Here is a 20,260-nt window from a genome sequence, read left to right on the forward strand (position 1 = left end):
CAAGTCGCTGAATAGCACACAACAACTGCGCCATTAAACCACTTGGTCAATAGAAAAAAATTACGCCCAATCAAACTATTGATTGAGCGTAAAAATATTAAATTAGCTTTTAAAGGCGTTCTTCAAGCCATGGCTGGACTGACTTAATTGCATCAGGAAGCGCGGCAACATCGGTCCCCCCCGCCTGAGCCATATCAGGACGACCACCACCTTTACCACCAACTTGCTCAGCAACCATCTTAACAAGATCACCAGCTTTTACTTTACCGATGAGATCCTTAGTCACGCCCGCGATAAGACCGATCTTCTCACTATTGACGTTCGCCAGCATAACAACACCACTCCCCATCTGGTTCTTGATGTCGTCAACCATAGTACGAAGGTTCTTTGGATCAGCCCCTTCCATCGCCGCGATAAGTACCTTAACACCGTTGATTTCCTGAGCTTTCCCCATGATGTTTGCGCTTTCTGCCGCAGCCATCTTATCTTTCAGCTTCTGGATCTCTTTTTCTAACGCTTTAGCTTTAGTTGCAGATTCAGCCAGTTTCTCTTCGTACTTCGCTTGTTGCTCTTCGATAGCATCTAGAGCCGCTTCACCAGTGACAGCTTCGATACGACGGATACCTGCAGCAATACCACCTTCAGAAGTAATTTTGAATAGACCGATGTCGCCGGTGCTTTCTGCGTGGATGCCACCACAAAGCTCAGTAGAGAAATCTCCCATAGACAAGACACGCACTTCGTCGTCGTACTTCTCACCGAATAGAGCCATTGCGCCCTTCTGCTTAGCAGACTCAATGTCCATGATATTGGTTTCGATGTTGTGGTTACGACGAATTTGCGCGTTGACCAGACGCTCGACTTCTTTTAGCTCTGCAGGGGTTACCGCTTCTAGATGAGAGAAGTCAAAACGTAAGTTTTCAGGCTTAACTAGAGAGCCCTTCTGCGTAACATGCTCGCCTAGAACTTTGCGCAGAGCGGAATGCAGCAAGTGCGTTGCTGAATGGTTCAAAGAGATAGCAGCGCGACGCTCAGCATCAACAATGGCTTCAACTTCATCACCTTTCGCTAGCACACCTTCCGCTAGAACACCGTGGTGTGCAATGGCATTACCTAGCTTCTGAGTATCTTCTACTTGGAACAGGCCAGATTCAGTTTTTAGAATACCAGCGTCACCACACTGGCCACCTGATTCTGCGTAGAATGGTGTTTCACCAAGGATGATGATCGCTTTATCGCCAGCTGATAAAGAGCTCGTCGCTTCACCTTCAACAAAGATTTCAGCAACATTGCTCTTACCTTCCGTACCTGTGTAGCCGCAGAACTCGGTTTGCTCTTCCGTTTTGATCGTTGCGTTGTAATCAGTACCAAATTGACCAGCTTCACGAGCACGTTGGCGCTGCGCTTCCATCGCTTTCTCGAAACCTTCTTCATCGATCGCAAAATCACGCTCGCGCGCAACATCGTTAGTCAAGTCAGCAGGGAATCCGTAGGTATCGTAAAGCTTAAATACGGTTTCACCATCAAGGATTTTACCGTCTAGGCTGTCAAGCGCTTCATTTAGAATCGCCATACCACGCTCTAGAGTGCGGCCAAAGTTCTCTTCTTCGATGCGTAGCACTTTTTCAACAACCGCTTGTTGCTTTTTAAGCTCTTCGCCCGCAGTACCCATGACTTCAGCAAGAACACCAACCAGTTTGTGGAAGAATACTCCCTTCGCCCCCAGCTTGTTACCATGGCGAACAGCACGACGAATGATACGACGTAGCACGTAACCACGACCTTCGTTTGAAGGCATCACACCATCAACGATCAAGAATGAACATGAACGTATGTGGTCTGCAATAACGCGTAGTGATTGATTAGATAGATCTTCGTAGCCGATCGTTTCTGCTGCCGCTTTGATTAGCTGTTGGAATACGTCGATTTCGTAGTTTGAGTGAACGCCTTGCATGATTGCAGAAATACGCTCAATACCCATACCTGTATCAACAGCAGGCTTAGGTAGCGGCTCCATCGTACCATCTGCATGACGGTTAAACTGCATGAAAACGTTGTTCCAGATTTCGATGAAACGGTCACCGTCTTCTTCAGGTGTACCTGGGCGTCCACCCCAAATATGTTCACCGTGATCGTAGAAGATCTCCGTACATGGACCACAAGGACCTGTGTCACCCATAGTCCAGAAGTTATCTGACTCGTACTGTTTACCGCCTTCTTTATCACCGATACGGACGATACGATCAGCTGGCACACCAACCTTCTTGTTCCAGATGTCAAATGCCTCGTCATCAGTTTCGTAAACGGTAACCAGTAAACGATCTTTCGGCAGCTGAAGTGTTTCGGTTAGGAATTCCCATGCAAAGGCAATTGCATCTTCTTTGAAATAATCACCGAAGCTAAAATTACCCAACATTTCGAAAAACGTATGATGGCGGGCTGTAAAACCAACATTTTCAAGATCATTGTGTTTACCACCTGCACGTACACAACGCTGAGCTGTCGTTGCTCGTGTGTAGGCACGCTTTTCAGCGCCTAAGAAGCAATCTTTGAATTGGTTCATACCTGCGTTTGTGAATAGCAGGGTTGGATCGTTATGTGGAACCAACGATGAACTGTCTACGATTTGGTGTCCTTTGCTCTCAAAAAACTTGAGGAACGCGTTACGAACCTCATCAGTGCTCATGTACATGCAGCTCTTCCTGAAAATAGTCGAGTTAGAATTTTGCGCTATTGTAGATCATGGTTAACGCTTCGACTAGTTTTCTCGCAGAAAAGAACGGAATGATGTGTGAATGCAACGTAAATCTATAAATCGTGCGGTTACTTAATATCAGTCCTCTTTATCAGAGCTTAGAGCATAGCTAATTTGTTCAAAACTATACCCCCGGTATTGAAGAAAACGCACCTGTTTGGCGTACTCTTTTTGGTCCTTAGCGTGGATTCCTTTGAATTTCTTCTCCGCTGCATTTTTTGCTAACTCGAACCAATCTTGTGGCTCTTCTTCCATTGCTTGATCAATAACTGAATCAGGCACTCGTTTTTGTTTCAGTTCTTGGCAAATTCGACGCTCTCCATACCCTTTATAGACATGTTGCCTTATCTGGCTTTTTGCGAAACGCAGATCATCAAGATAGTTATGATCTAAACAAAAATTGACAGCTTCTTGAATCGCATCGTCATCGTACCCCTTCATTGCGAGCTTCTGATACAGCTCATATTCTCCGTGATCACGCCGACTAAGAAGGTAAATCGCCATTTCTTTACTGGATAAAGTGGGAGGCTTACGTTGAAACATAATAAGTAATTGATTATTCCATCACACCAAATACAACAAAGCCCTGCTGTTGCAGGGCTTTAAATTTAGTAACCAGATAACTTTATAGCTCTTCTTGCTCTGGCATTTCACCTAACTCAGCGTCATCTGGTTGGATTTCTGCTGGAGTCAGTAAGAGCTCGCGTAATTTGGTGTCAATTTGTTGAGCGGCAGCTGGGTTTTCACGTAAGTACTTACATGCATTGGCTTTACCTTGGCCAATTTTATCACCATTGTAGCTATACCAAGCACCAGCTTTTTCAACTAGCTTATTCTTCACACCTAAGTCAATCAACTCACCTTCACGGTTAAAGCCTGCGCCGTACATAATCTGAGTTTCTGCTTGTTTGAACGGCGCCGCGATCTTGTTCTTAACCACTTTAATACGAGTTTCGTTACCCACCACTTCGTCGCCTTCCTTGATAGAGCCTGTGCGGCGAATATCAAGACGAACAGAAGCGTAGAATTTTAGCGCATTACCACCCGTTGTGGTTTCAGGGTTACCAAACATCACACCAATCTTCATACGGATTTGGTTGATGAAAATACACATACAGTTTGACTGTTTCAGGTTACCCGTTAACTTACGCATAGCTTGGGAAAGCATACGAGCTTGAAGACCCATGTGGCTGTCGCCCATTTCCCCTTCAATTTCAGCTTTAGGTGTTAGAGCCGCAACCGAGTCAACCACCATAACATCGATAGCGCCAGATCGAGCTAATGCATCACAGATCTCAAGCGCTTGTTCACCCGTATCTGGCTGAGAAACCAGTAGAGCATCAATATCTACACCCAGTTTCTTAGCGTAGACAGGATCCAAAGCGTGCTCAGCATCGATAAAGGCACAAGTTTTGCCCTCACGTTGTGCTGCTGCAATCAACTCAAGGGTTAACGTTGTTTTACCTGAAGATTCAGGGCCATATACTTCAACGATACGCCCCATTGGCAGGCCACCAGCACCAAGTGCGATGTCGAGAGAAAGTGAGCCTGTAGAGATGGTTTCGACATCCATAGCGCGGTTGTCACCAAGGCGCATAATAGAGCCTTTACCGAATTGCTTTTCAATCTGACCGAGCGCAGCGGCGAGCGCTTTCTGTTTGTTATCGTCCATCACTTTCTCCGATTTGTTCATCAATGCATTGATGATCTTTGAATTCTTCTGTTCTGCTCTGGAACCATCCTGAGCAATCAATGAAAATCATTATACTGTTGATTCATACAGTGTCCATAGCTGCAGACAATTTTTTTAGATATAGATTATATCTATTTAATTTCTAAAAGTTTTTATTTTAAATCTCTCCGATTACTCACGCTGACTAACTTCCTCATACAGTACCTTTTGCGCAACTTCGACCGCTTGCCTGCGAACTTCACTCCGGTTGCCATCAAAGCAGTATGTCGCCGCTTTCAGCCATCCACTTTCATCAGCCCAAGCAAAACACACTGTACCTACAGGTTTTTCGACACTTCCACCATCCGGTCCTGCAATACCGCTGATGGATACGCCAATATTAGCCTTTGAATGCTTGATCGCACCTTGCACCATTTCAATAACAGTTTCTTCACTCACCGCACCATGAAAAACCAGTGTCGAATCTTTAACACCGAGCATTTCCATTTTCGCTTCATTACTGTACGTAATAAATGCACGGTCAAACCAAGCAGAGCTGCCAGCAATATCGGTAATTGCGGCAGAGACACCACCGCCAGTGCAAGACTCTGCAGTGGTCAGAATTAAATTATGCTGTTTCAGGCATTCGCCTAATTTTTGAGACAGTTTGTGCAACTCCGCCATATCTAAAACTCTCATTGTGACTTTTCGCCAATCCGTGATTCACGTATCCTAAGCCGCAATAGAAATAAACAAAAGATCTGAACCGTGAAAGCTGAACAAAAACATACGCCCATGATGCAGCAATACCTCAAGCTTAAGGCTGAGAACCCAGATATATTGCTGTTCTACCGAATGGGGGATTTCTATGAGCTTTTTTATGACGATGCTAAACGCGCATCCCAGTTGCTGGATATCTCATTAACAAAACGCGGCGCTTCTGCTGGTGAGCCGATACCAATGGCCGGTGTCCCGTTTCATGCCGTGGAAGGATATTTGGCTAAGCTTGTTCAGCTAGGTGAATCAGTTGCGATCTGCGAACAAATTGGTGACCCCGCGACCAGCAAAGGCCCAGTAGAACGCAAAGTTGTTCGTATAGTGACACCGGGAACCGTCACCGATGAAGCCCTTCTCTCGGAACGTATCGACAATCTTATTGCCGCTATCTACCACCACGATGGTAAATTCGGGTACGCCACACTGGATGTCACGTCAGGGCGCTTTCAGCTTATGGAACCCGAGACTGAGGAAGCGATGGCCGCAGAGCTCCAGCGGACCTCACCGAGAGAGCTATTATTTCCAGAAGATTTCGAACCCGTCGCACTGATGGCCGCTCGCAACGGTAATCGCCGTCGTCCCGTTTGGGAGTTTGAGTTGGATACCGCTAAGCAGCAGTTAAATCAACAGTTTGGTACTCGTGATCTTGTCGGTTTCGGCGTAGAACAAGCGAAGCTCGGGCTCTGCGCTGCGGGCTGTTTGATTCAGTATGTTAAAGACACGCAACGTACCGCTTTGCCACATATTCGCTCTCTCACTTACGATCGTCAGGATCATTCTGTCATTCTTGATGCCGCGACTCGTCGTAATCTCGAAATTACTCAGAACCTCGCAGGCGGAACGGATAACACACTTGCTGAAGTGCTTGACCACACTGCCACACCAATGGGTAGCCGTATGTTGAAACGTTGGCTTCACCAGCCAATGCGCGACATCAACACCCTCAATCACCGCCTAGACGCGATCAGTGAGTTGAAAGAGTTGACTCTGTTTGCTGACTTACACCCCGTACTCAAACAGATCGGAGACATCGAACGTATCTTGGCGCGTCTCGCTTTGCGCAGTGCCCGCCCGCGTGATATGGCACGTTTACGTCATGCAATGCAACAACTGCCTGAATTATCTGAGTCTATGGCAACGCTAGCACATCCATATCTGGTTAAACTCGGCCAGTATGCCGCTCCACAAGAGGAAGTCTGTGAACTTCTCGAACGTGCTATCAAAGAAAACCCTCCCGTGGTGATCCGAGATGGCGGTGTCATCGCTGAAGGGTATAATGCTGAGCTCGACGAATGGCGAAAATTGGCCGATGGTGCGACTGAGTATCTGGAAAAAATGGAACAGGAAGAGCGTGAACGTCATGGCATAGATACGCTCAAAGTTGGTTATAACAACGTACATGGCTTCTTCATCCAAGTCAGCCGCGGACAAAGCCACTTGGTGCCACCACATTATGTTCGCCGTCAAACGCTGAAAAATGCAGAGCGTTACATCATTCCTGAGCTGAAAGAACATGAAGATAAGGTGCTTAATTCCAAATCGAAGGCATTGGCGCTTGAGAAACAGTTGTGGGAAGAACTGTTTGACCTTTTAATGCCCCATCTAGAAAAGCTGCAGAATTTGGCTTCAGCGATTGCCCAAATTGACGTGCTGCAAAACTTAGCCGAACGTGCCGATAGCCTAGATTACTGTCGCCCTGTACTCAGTCAGCAAGCTGGTATCCACATTCAAGCAGGCCGACATCCCGTGGTTGAACAAGTCCTTGAAGAACCGTTCATTGCTAACCCTATTGAGCTTAATCCACAACGTAAGATGCTTATCATTACGGGCCCAAACATGGGGGGTAAATCGACCTACATGCGTCAAACCGCGCTGATTGCACTGATGGCTCATATTGGCTCCTACGTACCGGCAGAATCAGCCCATATTGGTTCTATTGATCGCATTTTTACTCGCATCGGCGCCTCAGATGATCTTGCATCAGGACGCTCAACGTTCATGGTTGAGATGACCGAAACCGCGAATATTCTTCACAACGCCACAGCAAACAGCTTAGTTTTAATGGATGAAATTGGTCGTGGAACCAGTACTTATGATGGTTTATCACTGGCTTGGGCAAGTGCAGAGTGGTTGGCAAAAGAACTCGGCTCCATGACCTTATTTGCCACCCACTATTTTGAGTTGACCGAGCTACCGAACCAAATACCGAATCTGGCTAACGTCCATCTAGACGCGGTTGAGCATGGCGATACCATTGCCTTTATGCACGCTGTTCAGGAAGGGGCTGCCAGTAAGTCTTATGGTCTCGCCGTTGCTGGGCTCGCTGGCGTGCCAAAAAGCGTGATCAAAAATGCCCGAGCGAAACTGACTCAGCTTGAACAGCTTAGTCGTGGCGACAATAGCAATACCACCAGCAGCGCAGTAGACATTGCTAATCAACTGAGCCTGATTCCAGAGCCAAGCGAAGTGGAAGAGGCGCTATCAGGCATCGACCCTGACGACCTCACTCCTAGACAGGCATTGGAAGCTCTTTATCGGCTGAAAAAATTAATGTAGTAAAAACAAAACGGCAGCTCTTCACTTATAGCGGAGCTGCCGTTTGGTTTCTCAGCGCATAAATTTCTGTTTAGAGCTTTCTGCGCAGTAGCATCAATGCCACTGATAAAAAGACGATGCTTGGCATCACAGCACCAAAGACTGGTGGAATGCTATAAACCAAACTGAGTGGGCCAAAGAATTCACTGGAAATATAGAAAGTAAAACCGGCTACCACACCAGATAGAATACGTGCCCCCATTGTTACACTGCGCAGTGGGCCAAAGATGAACGACAGCGCCATCAACATCATTACCGCAATAGAGAATGGCTGAGTGACTTTGCGCCACAAGGCCAACTCATAACGAGAGGCGTCCTGCTCAGAAGCCTTGAGGTAAGTAACATAATCATATAAACCGCTCAGTGATAGCTCTTCGGGCTTGACCGTCACTACCGCCAATTTGTCAGGCGCTAAAGAGGTCGTCCAACGATACTCAGGCAAATTGGTTTTGGAGATTTCCACTTCATCCAACATCTCCGTTAACTGAACGTCTTTCATTACCCAAGTGTTATCGGACAAATAATCCACTTCCGCTGCATGCACGACACTTTCCAACTGTTTATCATTGTTGAAACGCCACATATTCAAGCCATAAAGTTTATCGTCCTCAACTTTACCAAGAAAAATAAAATCGTTAGCATCACGTGCCCAGACACCGGTTCTCACCGACATGATCGCTCCGCCAGACGTGGTAAAAGCACGCAGGTCACGCGCCATCTTCTGAGCTTGGGGCGCACCCCACTGGCCAAGTAACGTCACTAACACCATCAAAGGCACAGCTGTCTTCAATACCGACAATCCGATATCCAATTTCGAGTAGCCCGCAGCCTGCATGACCACCAGTTCAGAACTCGAAGCAAGCATCCCCAAGCCAATCAAAGCACCAAGCAAAGCCGCCATGGGGAAAAACATTTCAATATCACGAGGAATACTCAGCAGTACGTAGAACAAAGCTTGAAGTAAGTCGTAGCTACCCTGACCCACTTTGCGTAACTGCTCCACATACTTAATGATCGCAGACAAGCCAACAAAGGTCGCGAGCACCAGCGATGTGGTTGCAATGATGGTTCTGCCAATATAAAGATCGAGAATTTTAAACACGACTTATGCTGCCTTCTTTTTTCTTTGTCTTAGTTTGTCTTTAAAGCGTCGCATTGGAATGCTGTCCATGGAGTTAATACCGACTGCGGTCAACAACAAAGCCGCGTTGATCGGCCACATACCAATAAAGGAAGGGATTGAGCCATCTTCCAACGCAGATTTAGTCGCACTGATTGAAAGGAAATACGCCAAGTAGATAAGAATCGCTGGACCCATTTTAGCAAATCGTCCTTGACGTGGATTCACTGCCGACAGCGGTACAACCAGCATGGTTAGAAGTGGGATACACACCACCAACGAAATTCGCCATTGCAATTCAGCTTGAGCGCGCGGATCTGGGTTAGAAACAAGCTGCATGGTTGGAATCGCTTCCCAGTCACGCCCTTTGGGTTTCACGTCACGCTGACCAATCAAACCTTCGTATTGGTCGAAGTCGGTTACCATATAATCAACGCGCGTTGGTACACCTTCATAACGCGTACCGTCGTACATGCGAATGACCTGGCGCCCATCACTCAGCTCTTTCACTTCACCGGACTGCGAAAAGGAAACGCTCGGCAAAATCGAATCACGTGGGCGCATCTGTGCTACAAATACATGCTTAAGTTGCTTGCCTTCAATATCATCAATAAAGACCACAGAAGAGCCATCCGGCGTCCCTTGGAACTGCCCTTTCTGTAAAAGGTCCACACTGTTCTCGGCTTCCACTTCTTCCTGTAGCTGAATTAGCTTCTCCTGACTCATTGGCGAAAACACAAAGGCATTAGCTGCGGCAATCACACCCGTGATAACGGCCAAATACAAGGCTGCACGAATAAGGAATTTATTTCCTATTCCGGTTGCATTCATAACGGTTATTTCACTTTCCGCGTACAGGCGGCCGAAAGTAAGCAAAATACCGAGGAATAGGCTCAATGGCAGCATCAATAGCCCCATTGACGGCATGCTCAAACCTACGTAGTGCATTACCAGACCCGCAGGAATATCCCCATCCGAAGCATCCGCTAAAACTTTGATCAATTTTTGGCTTAAAAACACTAAAAACAGGATAAAAAATATCGCTAACTGGCTCTTGAGTGTCTCGCGGATCAAATATCTAACAATAATCACGCTGAAATTACCTATACAAAACTTGTTTTTTTAATTGAATCACTATAATTTCCCGTTGAACCTTTTATTTTTAAATTTTTTGGCTAACTGTTAACGCGCTTATTTAAAAGTAGTTCCGATTAAGGAATCAACAAGTAAGACGCCATTATCTAACATTTAGTTCTATTTGTCTTCAGGATGTAGGAGTACGCATGGAGTTCAGTGTAAAGAGTGGTAGCCCGGAAAAGCAACGCAGCGCTTGTATCGTTGTAGGTGTATTCGAACCACGTCGCCTTTCTCCAGTTGCTGAACAGCTCGATAAAATCAGCGACGGCTATATCAGTTCACTACTTCGCCGTGGTGATCTGGAAGGAAAACCAGGACAGATGCTACTTCTGCATCAAGTACCGGGTGTTTTGTCTGAACGTGTTTTACTTGTCGGTTGTGGCAAGGAACGTGAATTGGGCGAGCGTCAGTACAAAGAAATTATTCAGAAAACCATCAACACCTTGAACGAGACAGGTTCAATGGAAGCGGTCTGCTTCCTAACTGAGCTGCATGTCAAAGGCCGCGATACTTACTGGAAAGTACGTCAAGCAGTCGAAGCCACAAAGGATGGCTTGTACACCTTTGATCAATTCAAGAGTGTGAAACCGGAAACTCGTCGCCCGCTACGTAAGCTAGTATTCAACGTACCTACACGTCGTGAGTTAAACCTAGGTGAAAAAGCGATCACCCATGGCCTTGCCATCGCTTCAGGTGTCAAAGCATCGAAGGATCTTGGCAACATGCCGCCAAACATCGCCAACCCTGCCTACCTTGCTTCTCAGGCACGTCGTCTGGCTGATGATTATGAGACCATCACCACCAAAATCATCGGTGAGCAAGAGATGGAAAAGCTGGGCATGACTTCCTACCTAGCGGTCGGTCGTGGCTCAAAGAACGAATCTATGATGTCTATCATGGAGTACAAGGGCAACCCAGATCCCGAAGCGAAACCAATCGTGTTGGTTGGTAAAGGTCTGACTTTTGATTCAGGCGGTATCTCACTTAAGCCAGGTGGAGGCATGGATGAGATGAAGTACGACATGTGTGGTGCGGCATCTGTTTTCGGTACCATGAAATCTCTGGCGAAACTGAACCTACCAATCAATGTCATTGGTGTTCTTGCTGGCTGTGAAAACATGCCGGGCAGCAATGCTTACCGCCCTGGCGATATCCTAACCACAATGTCAGGTCAAACGGTTGAAGTGCTCAACACCGATGCGGAAGGCCGTTTGGTTCTTTGTGATGCACTGACGTACGTTGAACGCTTCGAGCCAGATTGTGTCGTGGATGTTGCCACGCTGACAGGCGCGTGTGTGATTGCACTGGGTCACCACATCAGTGGTGTGGTTTCTAACCACAACCCTCTTTCTCACGAGTTGGTTAATGCGTCTGAGCAAGCAAGCGATCGCGCATGGCGTCTTCCAATGGCGGATGAGTACCATGAACAGTTGAAGAGCCCATTTGCTGATATGGCAAATATTGGTGGTCGACCTGGCGGCACCATCACGGCTGGCTGCTTCCTGTCAAAATTTGCCAAAAAGTACAACTGGGCCCACATTGACATAGCAGGAACGGCGTGGAAGTCAGGCGCGGCGAAGGGCTCAACAGGTCGTCCGGTCTCGATGCTTGTCCAGTTCTTACTGAACCGCAGCGGCCAAGAGACAGAAGAATAATTTCTGAACAAATTTCAAAGGGCCGCAAGGCCCTTTTTTATTCGATATCACTATGCCAAACGCGACGTTTTACATCATACAATCGGGCTCTCCACAGGCCAAGCCACAAGGCTTTGAGCAATATGTAGTGTTTCTTGCTGGGCACTTTGCGAAACAAGGCGCTAAGGTCTACCTACACTGCCATGATAAACAGCACGCTGAGCAATTAGCGGAGCGGTTCTGGCAAGTAGAAGCCGAGCAATACCTCGCCCATAACCTGGTTGGTGAGGGCCCAAAGTATGCCACGGGCATTGAAATCGGATATCAAGGTGTAAAACCCTCGTGGAATCGTCAATTAGTAATAAATTTGGCGGAAAATGAGACAACCTTTGCGAACAAGTTTGCTGAGGTGGTAGACTTCGTCCCTTGCGAAGAAAAAGCCAAGCAACTGGCGCGACAGCGATATAAAATCTATCGCCAAGCGGGTTATCAGCTACAAACGATCGACATCGCACACAATTAGTGGTCAATCCTTATAGTTAAGCTCTCCTTCAAGAGAGTTCACTTATAAAGATTGACTTAGAATTAAACCAGACCTATCTGCAGAATATCTATCGCTATGGAAAAGACATACAACCCAACTTCAATCGAACAAGCTTTGTACCAAGCTTGGGAAGAGAAAGGCTACTTTAAGCCACACGGTGACACGACGAAAGAATCATACAGCATCATGATCCCGCCACCGAACGTCACTGGTAGTCTACACATGGGCCACGCGTTCCAAGATACCATTATGGATACCCTTATCCGTGCGGAGCGTATGAAAGGCAAAAATACGCTTTGGCAAGTTGGTACTGACCACGCTGGAATCGCAACTCAGATGGTTGTTGAGCGTAAGATCGCAGCAGAAGAAGGCAAAACCAAACACGATTACGGCCGTGATGCCTTCATCGACAAAATTTGGGAATGGAAAGGCGAGTCTGGCGGCACGATCACTAAACAGCTGCGTCGTTTAGGTGCATCGGTAGACTGGGAGCGTGAGCGCTTCACCATGGATGACGGCCTATCTAATGCCGTAAAAGAAGTCTTTGTCCGTCTCTACGAAGAAGATCTCATCTACCGTGGTAAACGTCTGGTGAACTGGGATCCAAAACTGCACACTGCAATTTCTGATCTTGAAGTTGAAAACAAAGACAAAAAAGGTCACATGTGGCACTTCCGCTACCCACTAGCAGATGGAGTTAAGACAGCGGACGGCAAAGACTACATTGTTGTTGCGACAACTCGTCCGGAAACCATGTTGGGTGATACAGGTGTCGCAGTTAACCCAGAAGATCCACGTTATAAAGATCTGATCGGTAAAGAAATTCTGCTTCCTATCGTGGATCGTCGTATCCCAATCGTGGGTGACGAGCACGCAGACATGGAAAAAGGAACTGGCTGTGTAAAAATCACACCTGCGCATGACTTCAACGACTACGAAGTCGGTAAGCGCCACCAGCTACCTATGATCAACATCCTCACCTTCGATGCAAACATCCGTGATGCGGCTGAAGTGTTCAACACCAACGGCGAAGCAAACGATGCGTACTCAACTGAGCTACCAGCGAAATACCACGGCATGGAACGTTTTGCTGCACGTAAAGCCATCGTGGCTGAGTTTGAAGAGTTAGGCCTTCTAGATGAAATCAAAGATCACGACCTAACGGTACCATACGGTGACCGTGGTGGTGTGGTCATCGAACCGCTTCTTACAGACCAGTGGTACGTTCGCACTGCGCCGCTTGCAAAACCAGCAGTTGAGGCGGTAGAGAATGGTGACATTCAGTTCGTGCCTAAACAGTACGAAAACATGTACTTCGCTTGGATGCGTGACGTTCAAGATTGGTGTATCTCTCGTCAGCTTTGGTGGGGACATCGTATTCCGGCATGGTACGACAACGACGGTAACGTTTATGTCGGTCGCACCGAAGAAGAAGTTCGTCAACAAAACAACTTAGCACCAGTGGTAGTCCTGCGCCAAGACGACGATGTACTTGATACCTGGTTCTCTTCTGCACTATGGACTTTCGGTACACAAGGTTGGCCAGAAGATACAGAAGCGCTGAAGCAATTCCACCCTTCTGATGTACTGGTATCTGGTTTTGACATCATCTTCTTCTGGGTAGCGCGCATGATCATGATGACACTACACTTCGTTAAAGATGAAAATGGCAAGCCACAGGTTCCATTTAAGACAGTTTACATGACGGGGCTAATCCGTGATGAAAACGGCGACAAGATGTCTAAGTCTAAAGGTAACGTACTTGATCCAATCGATATGATTGATGGTATTGACCTAGAGTCTCTCGTTGAGAAGCGCACCGGTAACATGATGCAGCCTCAGCTAGCGAAGAAGATCGAGAAAAACACTCGTAAAACATTTGAAAATGGTATCGAACCTTACGGTACTGACGCACTGCGCTTTACTCTTGCTGCAATGGCCTCAACGGGCCGCGACATCAACTGGGATATGAAGCGTCTAGAAGGTTACCGTAACTTCTGTAACAAGCTATGGAACGCAAGCCGCTACGTTCTGATGAATACAGAAGAGCAAGACTGTGGCTTTGGTGAAGGCGAGATCGAGTACTCACTTGCGGACAAGTGGATCGAGTCTCAATTTGAGCTAGCCGCTGCCGATTTCAATGGCCACATTGATAACTATCGCTTGGATATGGCCGCGAATACAATTTACGAGTTCATCTGGAACCAATTCTGTGACTGGTACTTAGAGCTTACTAAACCAGTACTTTGGAAAGGTAGCGAAGCTCAACAACGTGGTACTCGCCGTACGCTAATCACGGTTCTTGAGAAGACACTGCGTCTGGCTCACCCAGTGATCCCATACATCACTGAAACAATCTGGCAGAGCGTTAAACCACTTGTTGAAGGCGTAGAAGGTGACACCATCATGCTGCAGGCTCTTCCTCAATACGACGAAGCGAACTTCAACCAAGCCGCACTGGATGACATCGAGTGGGTTAAGTCATTCATCACGAGTATCCGTAACCTACGTGCTGAGTACGACATCAACCCAGGTAAGCCGCTCGAAGTGATGCTGAAAGCTGCGAGCGCAGAAGATGCAGCGCGTCTAGAAGCGAACAACCAAGTGCTTGTTTCTCTCGCGAAGCTTGAGTCTGTACGTGTGCTAGAAGCGGGTGAAGAAACGCCTGCATGCGCAACCGCTCTTGTGGCGAAGTCTGAGCTAATGATCCCAATGGCTGGACTTATCGACAAAGACGCTGAGCTTGCTCGTCTCGATGGCGAAATCAAGAAGACTCACGACGAAATCAAGCGTATCGAAGGCAAGCTAGGTAACGAAGGCTTTGTGGCTAAAGCACCGGAAGCGGTTGTCGCGAAAGAGCGAGAGAAGCTAGAAGGTTATAAAGAAACGCTAGTGAAGCTTGAAGAGCAAAAGACCACAATTGCTGCGCTATAAACCGGTACAGTGTTAACTAAAAGGCAGCGAAATCGCTGCCTTTTTTGTATCTGCTATTGACGAGCAGCATCAATCCGATGTTTGAAGTCAGGATGAGTACTCATCCACTCGGGTATTTCCAACTCACCTTGTTGCCTAAACAATTCAAACATTTCAGCCATTGGCGCACTACTTCCATAGATGGCTTGCATAGCCTGTATGGCATACACATCCGCTTCAATTTCCGCTTCTCGAGAGTGACCATTGGAGAGGAAGAACACCCCCACTCCAGCCAGATTATCTACCACTCCTGAACTTTCGCCAGTTAAGAGTGCAATGCCCACCGAAAGTAAGCTCGAGTGAACCAATCGCTTCATCATATGACGATGATGAACGTGGCCTAGCTCGTGAAGGATAATGCTATCGAGTTGTTGTTCATTCTCAGCCAGAGTAACCAAGTCGTCGAGTAACACGATTTTCCCACCCGGCAATGCAAATGCATTGGCGCCAAGCTCTGAGGAGCGAAACACCACTTCAATGGGATAAGGTAATGCTTCAAGCTGTGTGACATGCTGAGCCACACGTTGGCGGATCGCTTGCTGCTCTTGCTGACTCAACTCGCTCTCTTGCCAGCTATTATCAAAGCTTTCGAGAACTTTATCGCCCAATGCCACTGCAACGTAATCAGGGATAGCATTGGCGACCTTGTCACTGGTCCATGGCAATACATAAAAGTAACTGCCCAATACAACTCCGATACACACTACCGCTGACAACAACCACGCGAACCAGTTAGCTTCCATTTTATCAATGGCGCTGCTTCTGCGATTTCGTTCCAGCCAGTGGCTCACTTCTGTCGTTCTTTCAACCACAAAAACCCAGCCATCGGGAAACTTGAATCGCACAGGTAGGTTACCAACAGGGACACTGATCTCAGCGTATTGCTGGTCACAACTGATGATTTGACCTTCAACGCGCAAACTTAACGCATTAGCTTGTGTCACATCCAATTTGGCAGGATGGCGCTCCGAGCTTCGTGGCGGAAACGCCACCCCATCAAACATCATTAGCTAATTCCGATACCTAAATCGAAGGCTTGAGCCACTTCATCCGATATCGCAGATTGAACGTTCGAGTCTTTATCTGTCGCTTTCAGCAGGCTCATATCACCAAATACTGCGGTATTATCGGCAACATAGCGCGAGGTTCTTACCATGACCCAAGGTCGGGCAATACTCAATGTAACGACCTGAAGCAAGAAGTTAGAGATAACCAACCAAGTGTAACCTCTGGCAGTAAAGGTCGAGTTAAAGGTATAGCGATTGTCTGATTCTTGTTCAAGTTTAGCTTGCAGTTGTTCGAAGATGTAGTTACGAACTCGAGTCGTTGTATACGCGGTCAAGCCAATGGTCAGAACGATGATTGCTAGATAAGCAACAATGAAGACCGTAAACTGAGATGCGCCCATTAACGAACTGTAATCACCATTCTGGATAGCCGTAAGGTCAAAGCCACTAAAAATCGTCAGAGACATCGCAATCATAAGGATGATGGACGCAGCAATACCCAGCCCCATGGCTTTCAGGTAGGTCTTAACAAAGAAGCCCGTTTCCAATTCTGCACTGAACTTCCAGTCACCATACCGATAACCATTGGTGAAATACTTATGTGCGCCAACCACAACCCATGCGTATAGCACAGACAAGAAGACAAAGAATGCGATTCCTAATACTGTAGCTGCGACACCTGACACCCCTGAGATTGCGACAATTGCGGCAATATAGATAGCAATGGCGACTAGCGCTCCCAAGCCACGCCCCATCAGTGATAGGTAAGCATCTTTCAATGACGAGTCAAAAGAAAAGTGAACATTGCGGTAACTCGTCATTGCAGCATCAAATCGAGCGTTGCTCCATAGTAGCCAAGGTAAAGCTACATAAAAAACCAACAGCAACACAAAACTCACCTCAGGAAAGAATGCGTTGGCAATAGCCCAAATACCAAGAACCGCAACAGCCACTAGACGCCCCTTGAGAATTTGCATCGGCTGAGCGTGATATTCAAAGTTATCACTATCTACATAGGTATTGCCGTAGAAATAGCGCTTTGTTCTGACTTTGGCCCAAGCGGAATAGATGCCAAAAGTAATAATGCTAAGCAAAACATTGACTATCCATATGCCAAAGAACTCGCCTCCCTTACCCCTAAACTCAACGGGGTTTGTGATATGTTTATGTTCCATTTTTTTATTTTCCTGACGTTATTGACTAAAACACAAGCCGAATAATTTCTTACATTTCATTCCTAGCGTCTATGTCTTAATAACAAGAAAGTGCAACCAGTTGATGTACATCACAAACAACACCGCACCTCGATACAATAATTTTACATATATCGAACAATAAGAACATTTGATGTTTGAGTTTCAAGCGTTTATATCGAACTTTACACCTTACTTATAAATATTTTGTCGTTTAATGCTCTTTTCAAATTGACTCATCTAAAATGAATTATGGTGCCATGAAAAAAGGTATAGAGAAGTTGAAGAAGTTCTTGCTCGGTATTCCACTACTATCATATTTTATCTGTGTGCAGGCGTATGCTGAGAACATAGATAAAACGGTTAGAATCACAGCTGGAGAGTGGCCACCATTTATCGGCCAAAACCTTGAAGGGTATGGTGTTGTCGCTCAAACCATCACTCAAGCATTTGCGCTTCAAGGTTATAAAGTGACTTATACTTTTTATCCTTGGGCCAGAGCGTATGAAAAGGCACAAAGCGGAGAGTTCGACGCCACCGCCGTCTGGATGTTCGATGACGAGCGAACACAGCATTTTTACTACAGCAAACCGGTCTCACAAGAGCAGTTTGTCTTCTTCCACCACAAGGACTTAGACTTTGAATGGTCAGAGATCGAAGATTTAAAAGGCTACAAACTAGGCGGAGGGCTGGGTTACAGCTATGGTCCTGAACTGGACGCACTTATAGAGTCAAAGGGCGTTACTATGAGCCGAGTTAACAGCCCCAGTCAGAATCTGCTACGACTCAACCACCACCGAATTGAAGTTTATCCAGAAGAGCGACAGATAGGCTTGTACAACCTCAGTCAGCAAACCAAAGATGTTCAGAACAATATTACCTATCACCCCAAGCCCTTTCTCAATAACGATGGCTTCGTAATGTTTTCCAAACAGAGCCCAAGAGGAAAGGAGCTGCTAGCGATATTTAATCAAGGCTTACTCAAATGGCGCCAGCAGCAAAATGAGCACTAAACCACTCGATTTTGTTTTCTCCCTTCTATAAAGGCGGTAATGTTATCCATCAATATATTCGACAGGTTCTGAATCGATGAGTCACTTCCCCACGCTACATGAGGTGTCAGCAATAAATTCGGCAGATCCATATTCGCTAGTAACGGGTTGCTTTTGTCAGCAGGCTCCTGCGTGAAGACATCCACACCCGCCCCAGCAATCGTGCCATGCTTTAATGCCGCAACCAGAGCCCCTTCGTCGACTAATCCCCCGCGGCCAGTATTGATCAATAGGCTTCCGGGTTTCATTTGCGCCAACTCATTTTCTCCAATCAAGTTACGTGTGGCTTCACTCAACGGACAATGCAGTGTGATCACATCAGCCATCATTAATACCTGTTCAAAGGGTAAATAGCCTTCCCGACAAGCATCAGCCCCTTTGTGTTCGGCATAAATAACTTGCATCCCGACCGCTTTAGCCAACGCCGCTGTCGCCAGACCAAGTGCCCCTGAACCAATCACTCCCAGCGTAGATCCTGCAACATCACCAATTGGGTGAGTGAAAAAGCAAAACTGCTGATTTCGTTGCCACTCTCCTTTGGCGATATCGTTATGGTAGCCATGCAAATTGCGTCTGAGAGCGAAGATCATGCCGATAACATGCTCCGGCACCGACTGTGTGGCATAACCTTGGACATTCGTCACCGCAATCCCCTGTGCTCGACAATAATCGATATCAACATTGTTAAACCCAGTCGCCGATATGGCAATCAATTGAAGTTCGGGCAATTGAGACAAAACTTGCTGGTCTAGCACCACCTTATTGGTAATCACAATTTGGGCGCCTTGCAGGCGCTCCACCACCAGCTCAGAGCTGGTGAAATCATATTCAATCCATTGGTGGTCAAAAGGAAGGTGAGGTAATTCGATATGAGTGGGGATCGTGGCGCGATCCAAAAAAACAACATTAGGCAGCGACATGGTTTCTCCTTCCGCTGCCTATAGTGAAATCATGGACGTGGCAGCGTTTTATAGTCCGGCAATTCTCGCACAGGATCGAAATAGTTAAAGATCAATGCCTCCGCTTCAGGATAGAAATCACAAGGAACAAAAATACTGCGTAGACGTTCATCTTGAGGATGGTAAAAACTCAATTCAGCCGCATGCAGTTCAAGACGATTGGAGAATTTGAAGGCTTCTCCCTGTGAATAGAACTCATCTCCAACAATCGGATGCCCTAACGCTTGCATATGCACACGCAGCTGATGTGAACGCCCTGTAATAGGCAGTAACCTGACAATGGTGGTCTGATCTTCGCGCTTTGCCACCTCAAATAAGGTCTTTGATGGCTTACCCTGCTCAAAACAAACTTTCTGCTTCGGCCGATTTGGCCAATCACAAATCAGTGGAAGATCCACTTCCCCCGTATCCTGCTCTACATGTCCCCACACACGAGCATAGTAGACCTTGTGTGTAAGGCGGAACTGAAACTGCTTTTTTAGTGCTGATTCTGTGGGTTTGTCCTTGGCAAATAACATCAGCCCTGATGTTGACATATCAAGACGGTGGACCGGTTGAATGTCAGGGTAGAGTGCCTTCAATCGACTCCACATGCTGTCATAGTGCTCAGCCGCGCGTCCAGGAACAGATAAAAGGCCAGACGGCTTATTCACCACAAGGATACCTTGATCCTCAAATACTCGCTCAATCCAAGGTTCGGTGGGCGGGTAATAGTCCTGCATGGCCATAAAATATCTCAATACTACTTATAACTCACCCAGTATATCAGACTCAGGGTTGTGACGGAGTTTCCACATCCAAGTCTATTTTAGCGCTTTTTATGTAAATAATATTTAACACTC

Annotated in this window: 15 protein-coding genes; 5 read left to right on the forward strand and 10 right to left on the reverse strand. The window is 46.7% G+C overall.

What is annotated here, in order from left to right; translation table 11 throughout:
• Positions 1 to 109: 109 nt before the first annotated feature.
• The 4 genes from alaS to pncC form a co-directional block, all read right to left on the reverse strand.
• Positions 110 to 2,692, reverse strand: coding sequence for an alanine--tRNA ligase (alaS, locus tag L1D23_RS20020; RefSeq protein WP_239870980.1), 2,583 nt, complete (start codon positions 2,690 to 2,692; stop codon positions 110 to 112).
• 141 nt (positions 2,693 to 2,833) lie between these two features.
• A complete protein-coding gene (gene recX / locus L1D23_RS20025; protein WP_239870983.1) occupies positions 2,834 to 3,298 on the reverse strand; it encodes a recombination regulator RecX in 465 nt (154 codons plus the stop codon).
• 82 nt (positions 3,299 to 3,380) lie between these two features.
• A complete protein-coding gene (gene recA, locus L1D23_RS20030; protein ID WP_031343405.1) occupies positions 3,381 to 4,427 on the reverse strand; it encodes a recombinase RecA in 1,047 nt (348 codons plus the stop codon).
• 192 nt (positions 4,428 to 4,619) lie between these two features.
• A complete protein-coding gene (gene pncC / locus L1D23_RS20035) occupies positions 4,620 to 5,111 on the reverse strand; it encodes a nicotinamide-nucleotide amidase (protein WP_239870986.1) in 492 nt (163 codons plus the stop codon).
• 84 nt (positions 5,112 to 5,195) lie between these two features.
• Between pncC and mutS the strand changes: the two genes are divergently transcribed.
• Positions 5,196 to 7,760: a DNA mismatch repair protein MutS gene (gene mutS, locus L1D23_RS20040; protein WP_239870989.1), complete on the forward strand. Its 2,565-nt coding sequence runs from the start codon at positions 5,196 to 5,198 to the stop codon at positions 7,758 to 7,760.
• A 70-nt stretch (positions 7,761 to 7,830) separates the two neighbouring features.
• On the opposite strand, the gene lptG is transcribed toward mutS, so the two are convergent.
• Together lptG and lptF are read right to left on the reverse strand one after the other, a co-directional pair.
• Entirely contained in the window at positions 7,831 to 8,901 is a 1,071-nt protein-coding gene (lptG, locus tag L1D23_RS20045; protein WP_239870992.1) for an LPS export ABC transporter permease LptG, read from the reverse strand.
• A 3-nt stretch (positions 8,902 to 8,904) separates the two neighbouring features.
• Entirely contained in the window at positions 8,905 to 10,011 is a 1,107-nt protein-coding gene (gene lptF / locus L1D23_RS20050; RefSeq protein WP_239838897.1) for an LPS export ABC transporter permease LptF, read from the reverse strand.
• Positions 10,012 to 10,202: 191 nt separating this feature from the next.
• Here lptF and pepA point away from each other — a divergent pair, with 191 nt between their 5' ends.
• The 3 genes from pepA to L1D23_RS20065 all read left to right on the forward strand — a co-directional run bounded on the left by pepA (position 10,203) and on the right by L1D23_RS20065 (position 15,168).
• Entirely contained in the window at positions 10,203 to 11,711 is a 1,509-nt protein-coding gene (gene pepA / locus L1D23_RS20055; protein WP_239870995.1) for a leucyl aminopeptidase, read from the forward strand.
• Between the two features lie 52 nt (positions 11,712 to 11,763).
• Complete coding sequence (locus L1D23_RS20060; protein ID WP_239870998.1) at positions 11,764 to 12,213, forward strand: DNA polymerase III subunit chi; 450 nt, start codon at positions 11,764 to 11,766, stop codon at positions 12,211 to 12,213.
• A gap of 96 nt (positions 12,214 to 12,309) precedes the next feature.
• Positions 12,310 to 15,168 (forward strand): valine--tRNA ligase, encoded by a 2,859-nt coding sequence (locus tag L1D23_RS20065; protein WP_239871001.1) that lies wholly within the window; start codon positions 12,310 to 12,312, stop codon positions 15,166 to 15,168.
• Between the two features lie 53 nt (positions 15,169 to 15,221).
• Here the strand turns inward: L1D23_RS20065 and L1D23_RS20070 are convergent, their stop codons facing one another.
• Both L1D23_RS20070 and L1D23_RS20075 read right to left on the reverse strand, forming a co-directional pair.
• Positions 15,222 to 16,214 carry a M48 family metallopeptidase gene (locus L1D23_RS20070; protein WP_239871004.1) on the reverse strand — a complete coding sequence of 331 codons (993 nt, stop codon included), beginning with the start codon at positions 16,212 to 16,214 and terminating at the stop codon, positions 15,222 to 15,224.
• Complete coding sequence (locus tag L1D23_RS20075) at positions 16,214 to 17,389, reverse strand: YjgN family protein (protein ID WP_239871007.1); 1,176 nt, start codon at positions 17,387 to 17,389, stop codon at positions 16,214 to 16,216. Before L1D23_RS20075 ends, L1D23_RS20070 begins: the two co-directional genes overlap by 1 nt.
• Positions 17,390 to 17,667: 278 nt before the next feature.
• On the opposite strand from L1D23_RS20075, the gene L1D23_RS20080 reads away from it, so the two are divergent.
• On the forward strand, positions 17,668 to 18,420 hold the full coding sequence (locus L1D23_RS20080) for a transporter substrate-binding domain-containing protein (protein ID WP_239871010.1): 753 nt from the start codon (positions 17,668 to 17,670) through the stop codon (positions 18,418 to 18,420).
• Here the strand turns inward: L1D23_RS20080 and L1D23_RS20085 are convergent.
• Positions 18,417 to 19,379, reverse strand: coding sequence for a D-2-hydroxyacid dehydrogenase (locus L1D23_RS20085; RefSeq protein ID WP_239871013.1), 963 nt, complete (start codon positions 19,377 to 19,379; stop codon positions 18,417 to 18,419). The two genes, L1D23_RS20080 and L1D23_RS20085, sit on opposite strands and share 4 nt — an antisense overlap.
• A gap of 29 nt (positions 19,380 to 19,408) precedes the next feature.
• Entirely contained in the window at positions 19,409 to 20,146 is a 738-nt protein-coding gene (locus L1D23_RS20090) for a pseudouridine synthase (RefSeq protein WP_239871016.1), read from the reverse strand.
• Between the last annotated feature and the right edge of the window lie 114 nt (positions 20,147 to 20,260).

The sequence above is a fragment of the Vibrio sp. Isolate24 genome (genome assembly GCF_022398215.1).
Lineage (GTDB): Bacteria > Pseudomonadota > Gammaproteobacteria > Enterobacterales > Vibrionaceae > Vibrio > Vibrio coralliilyticus_A.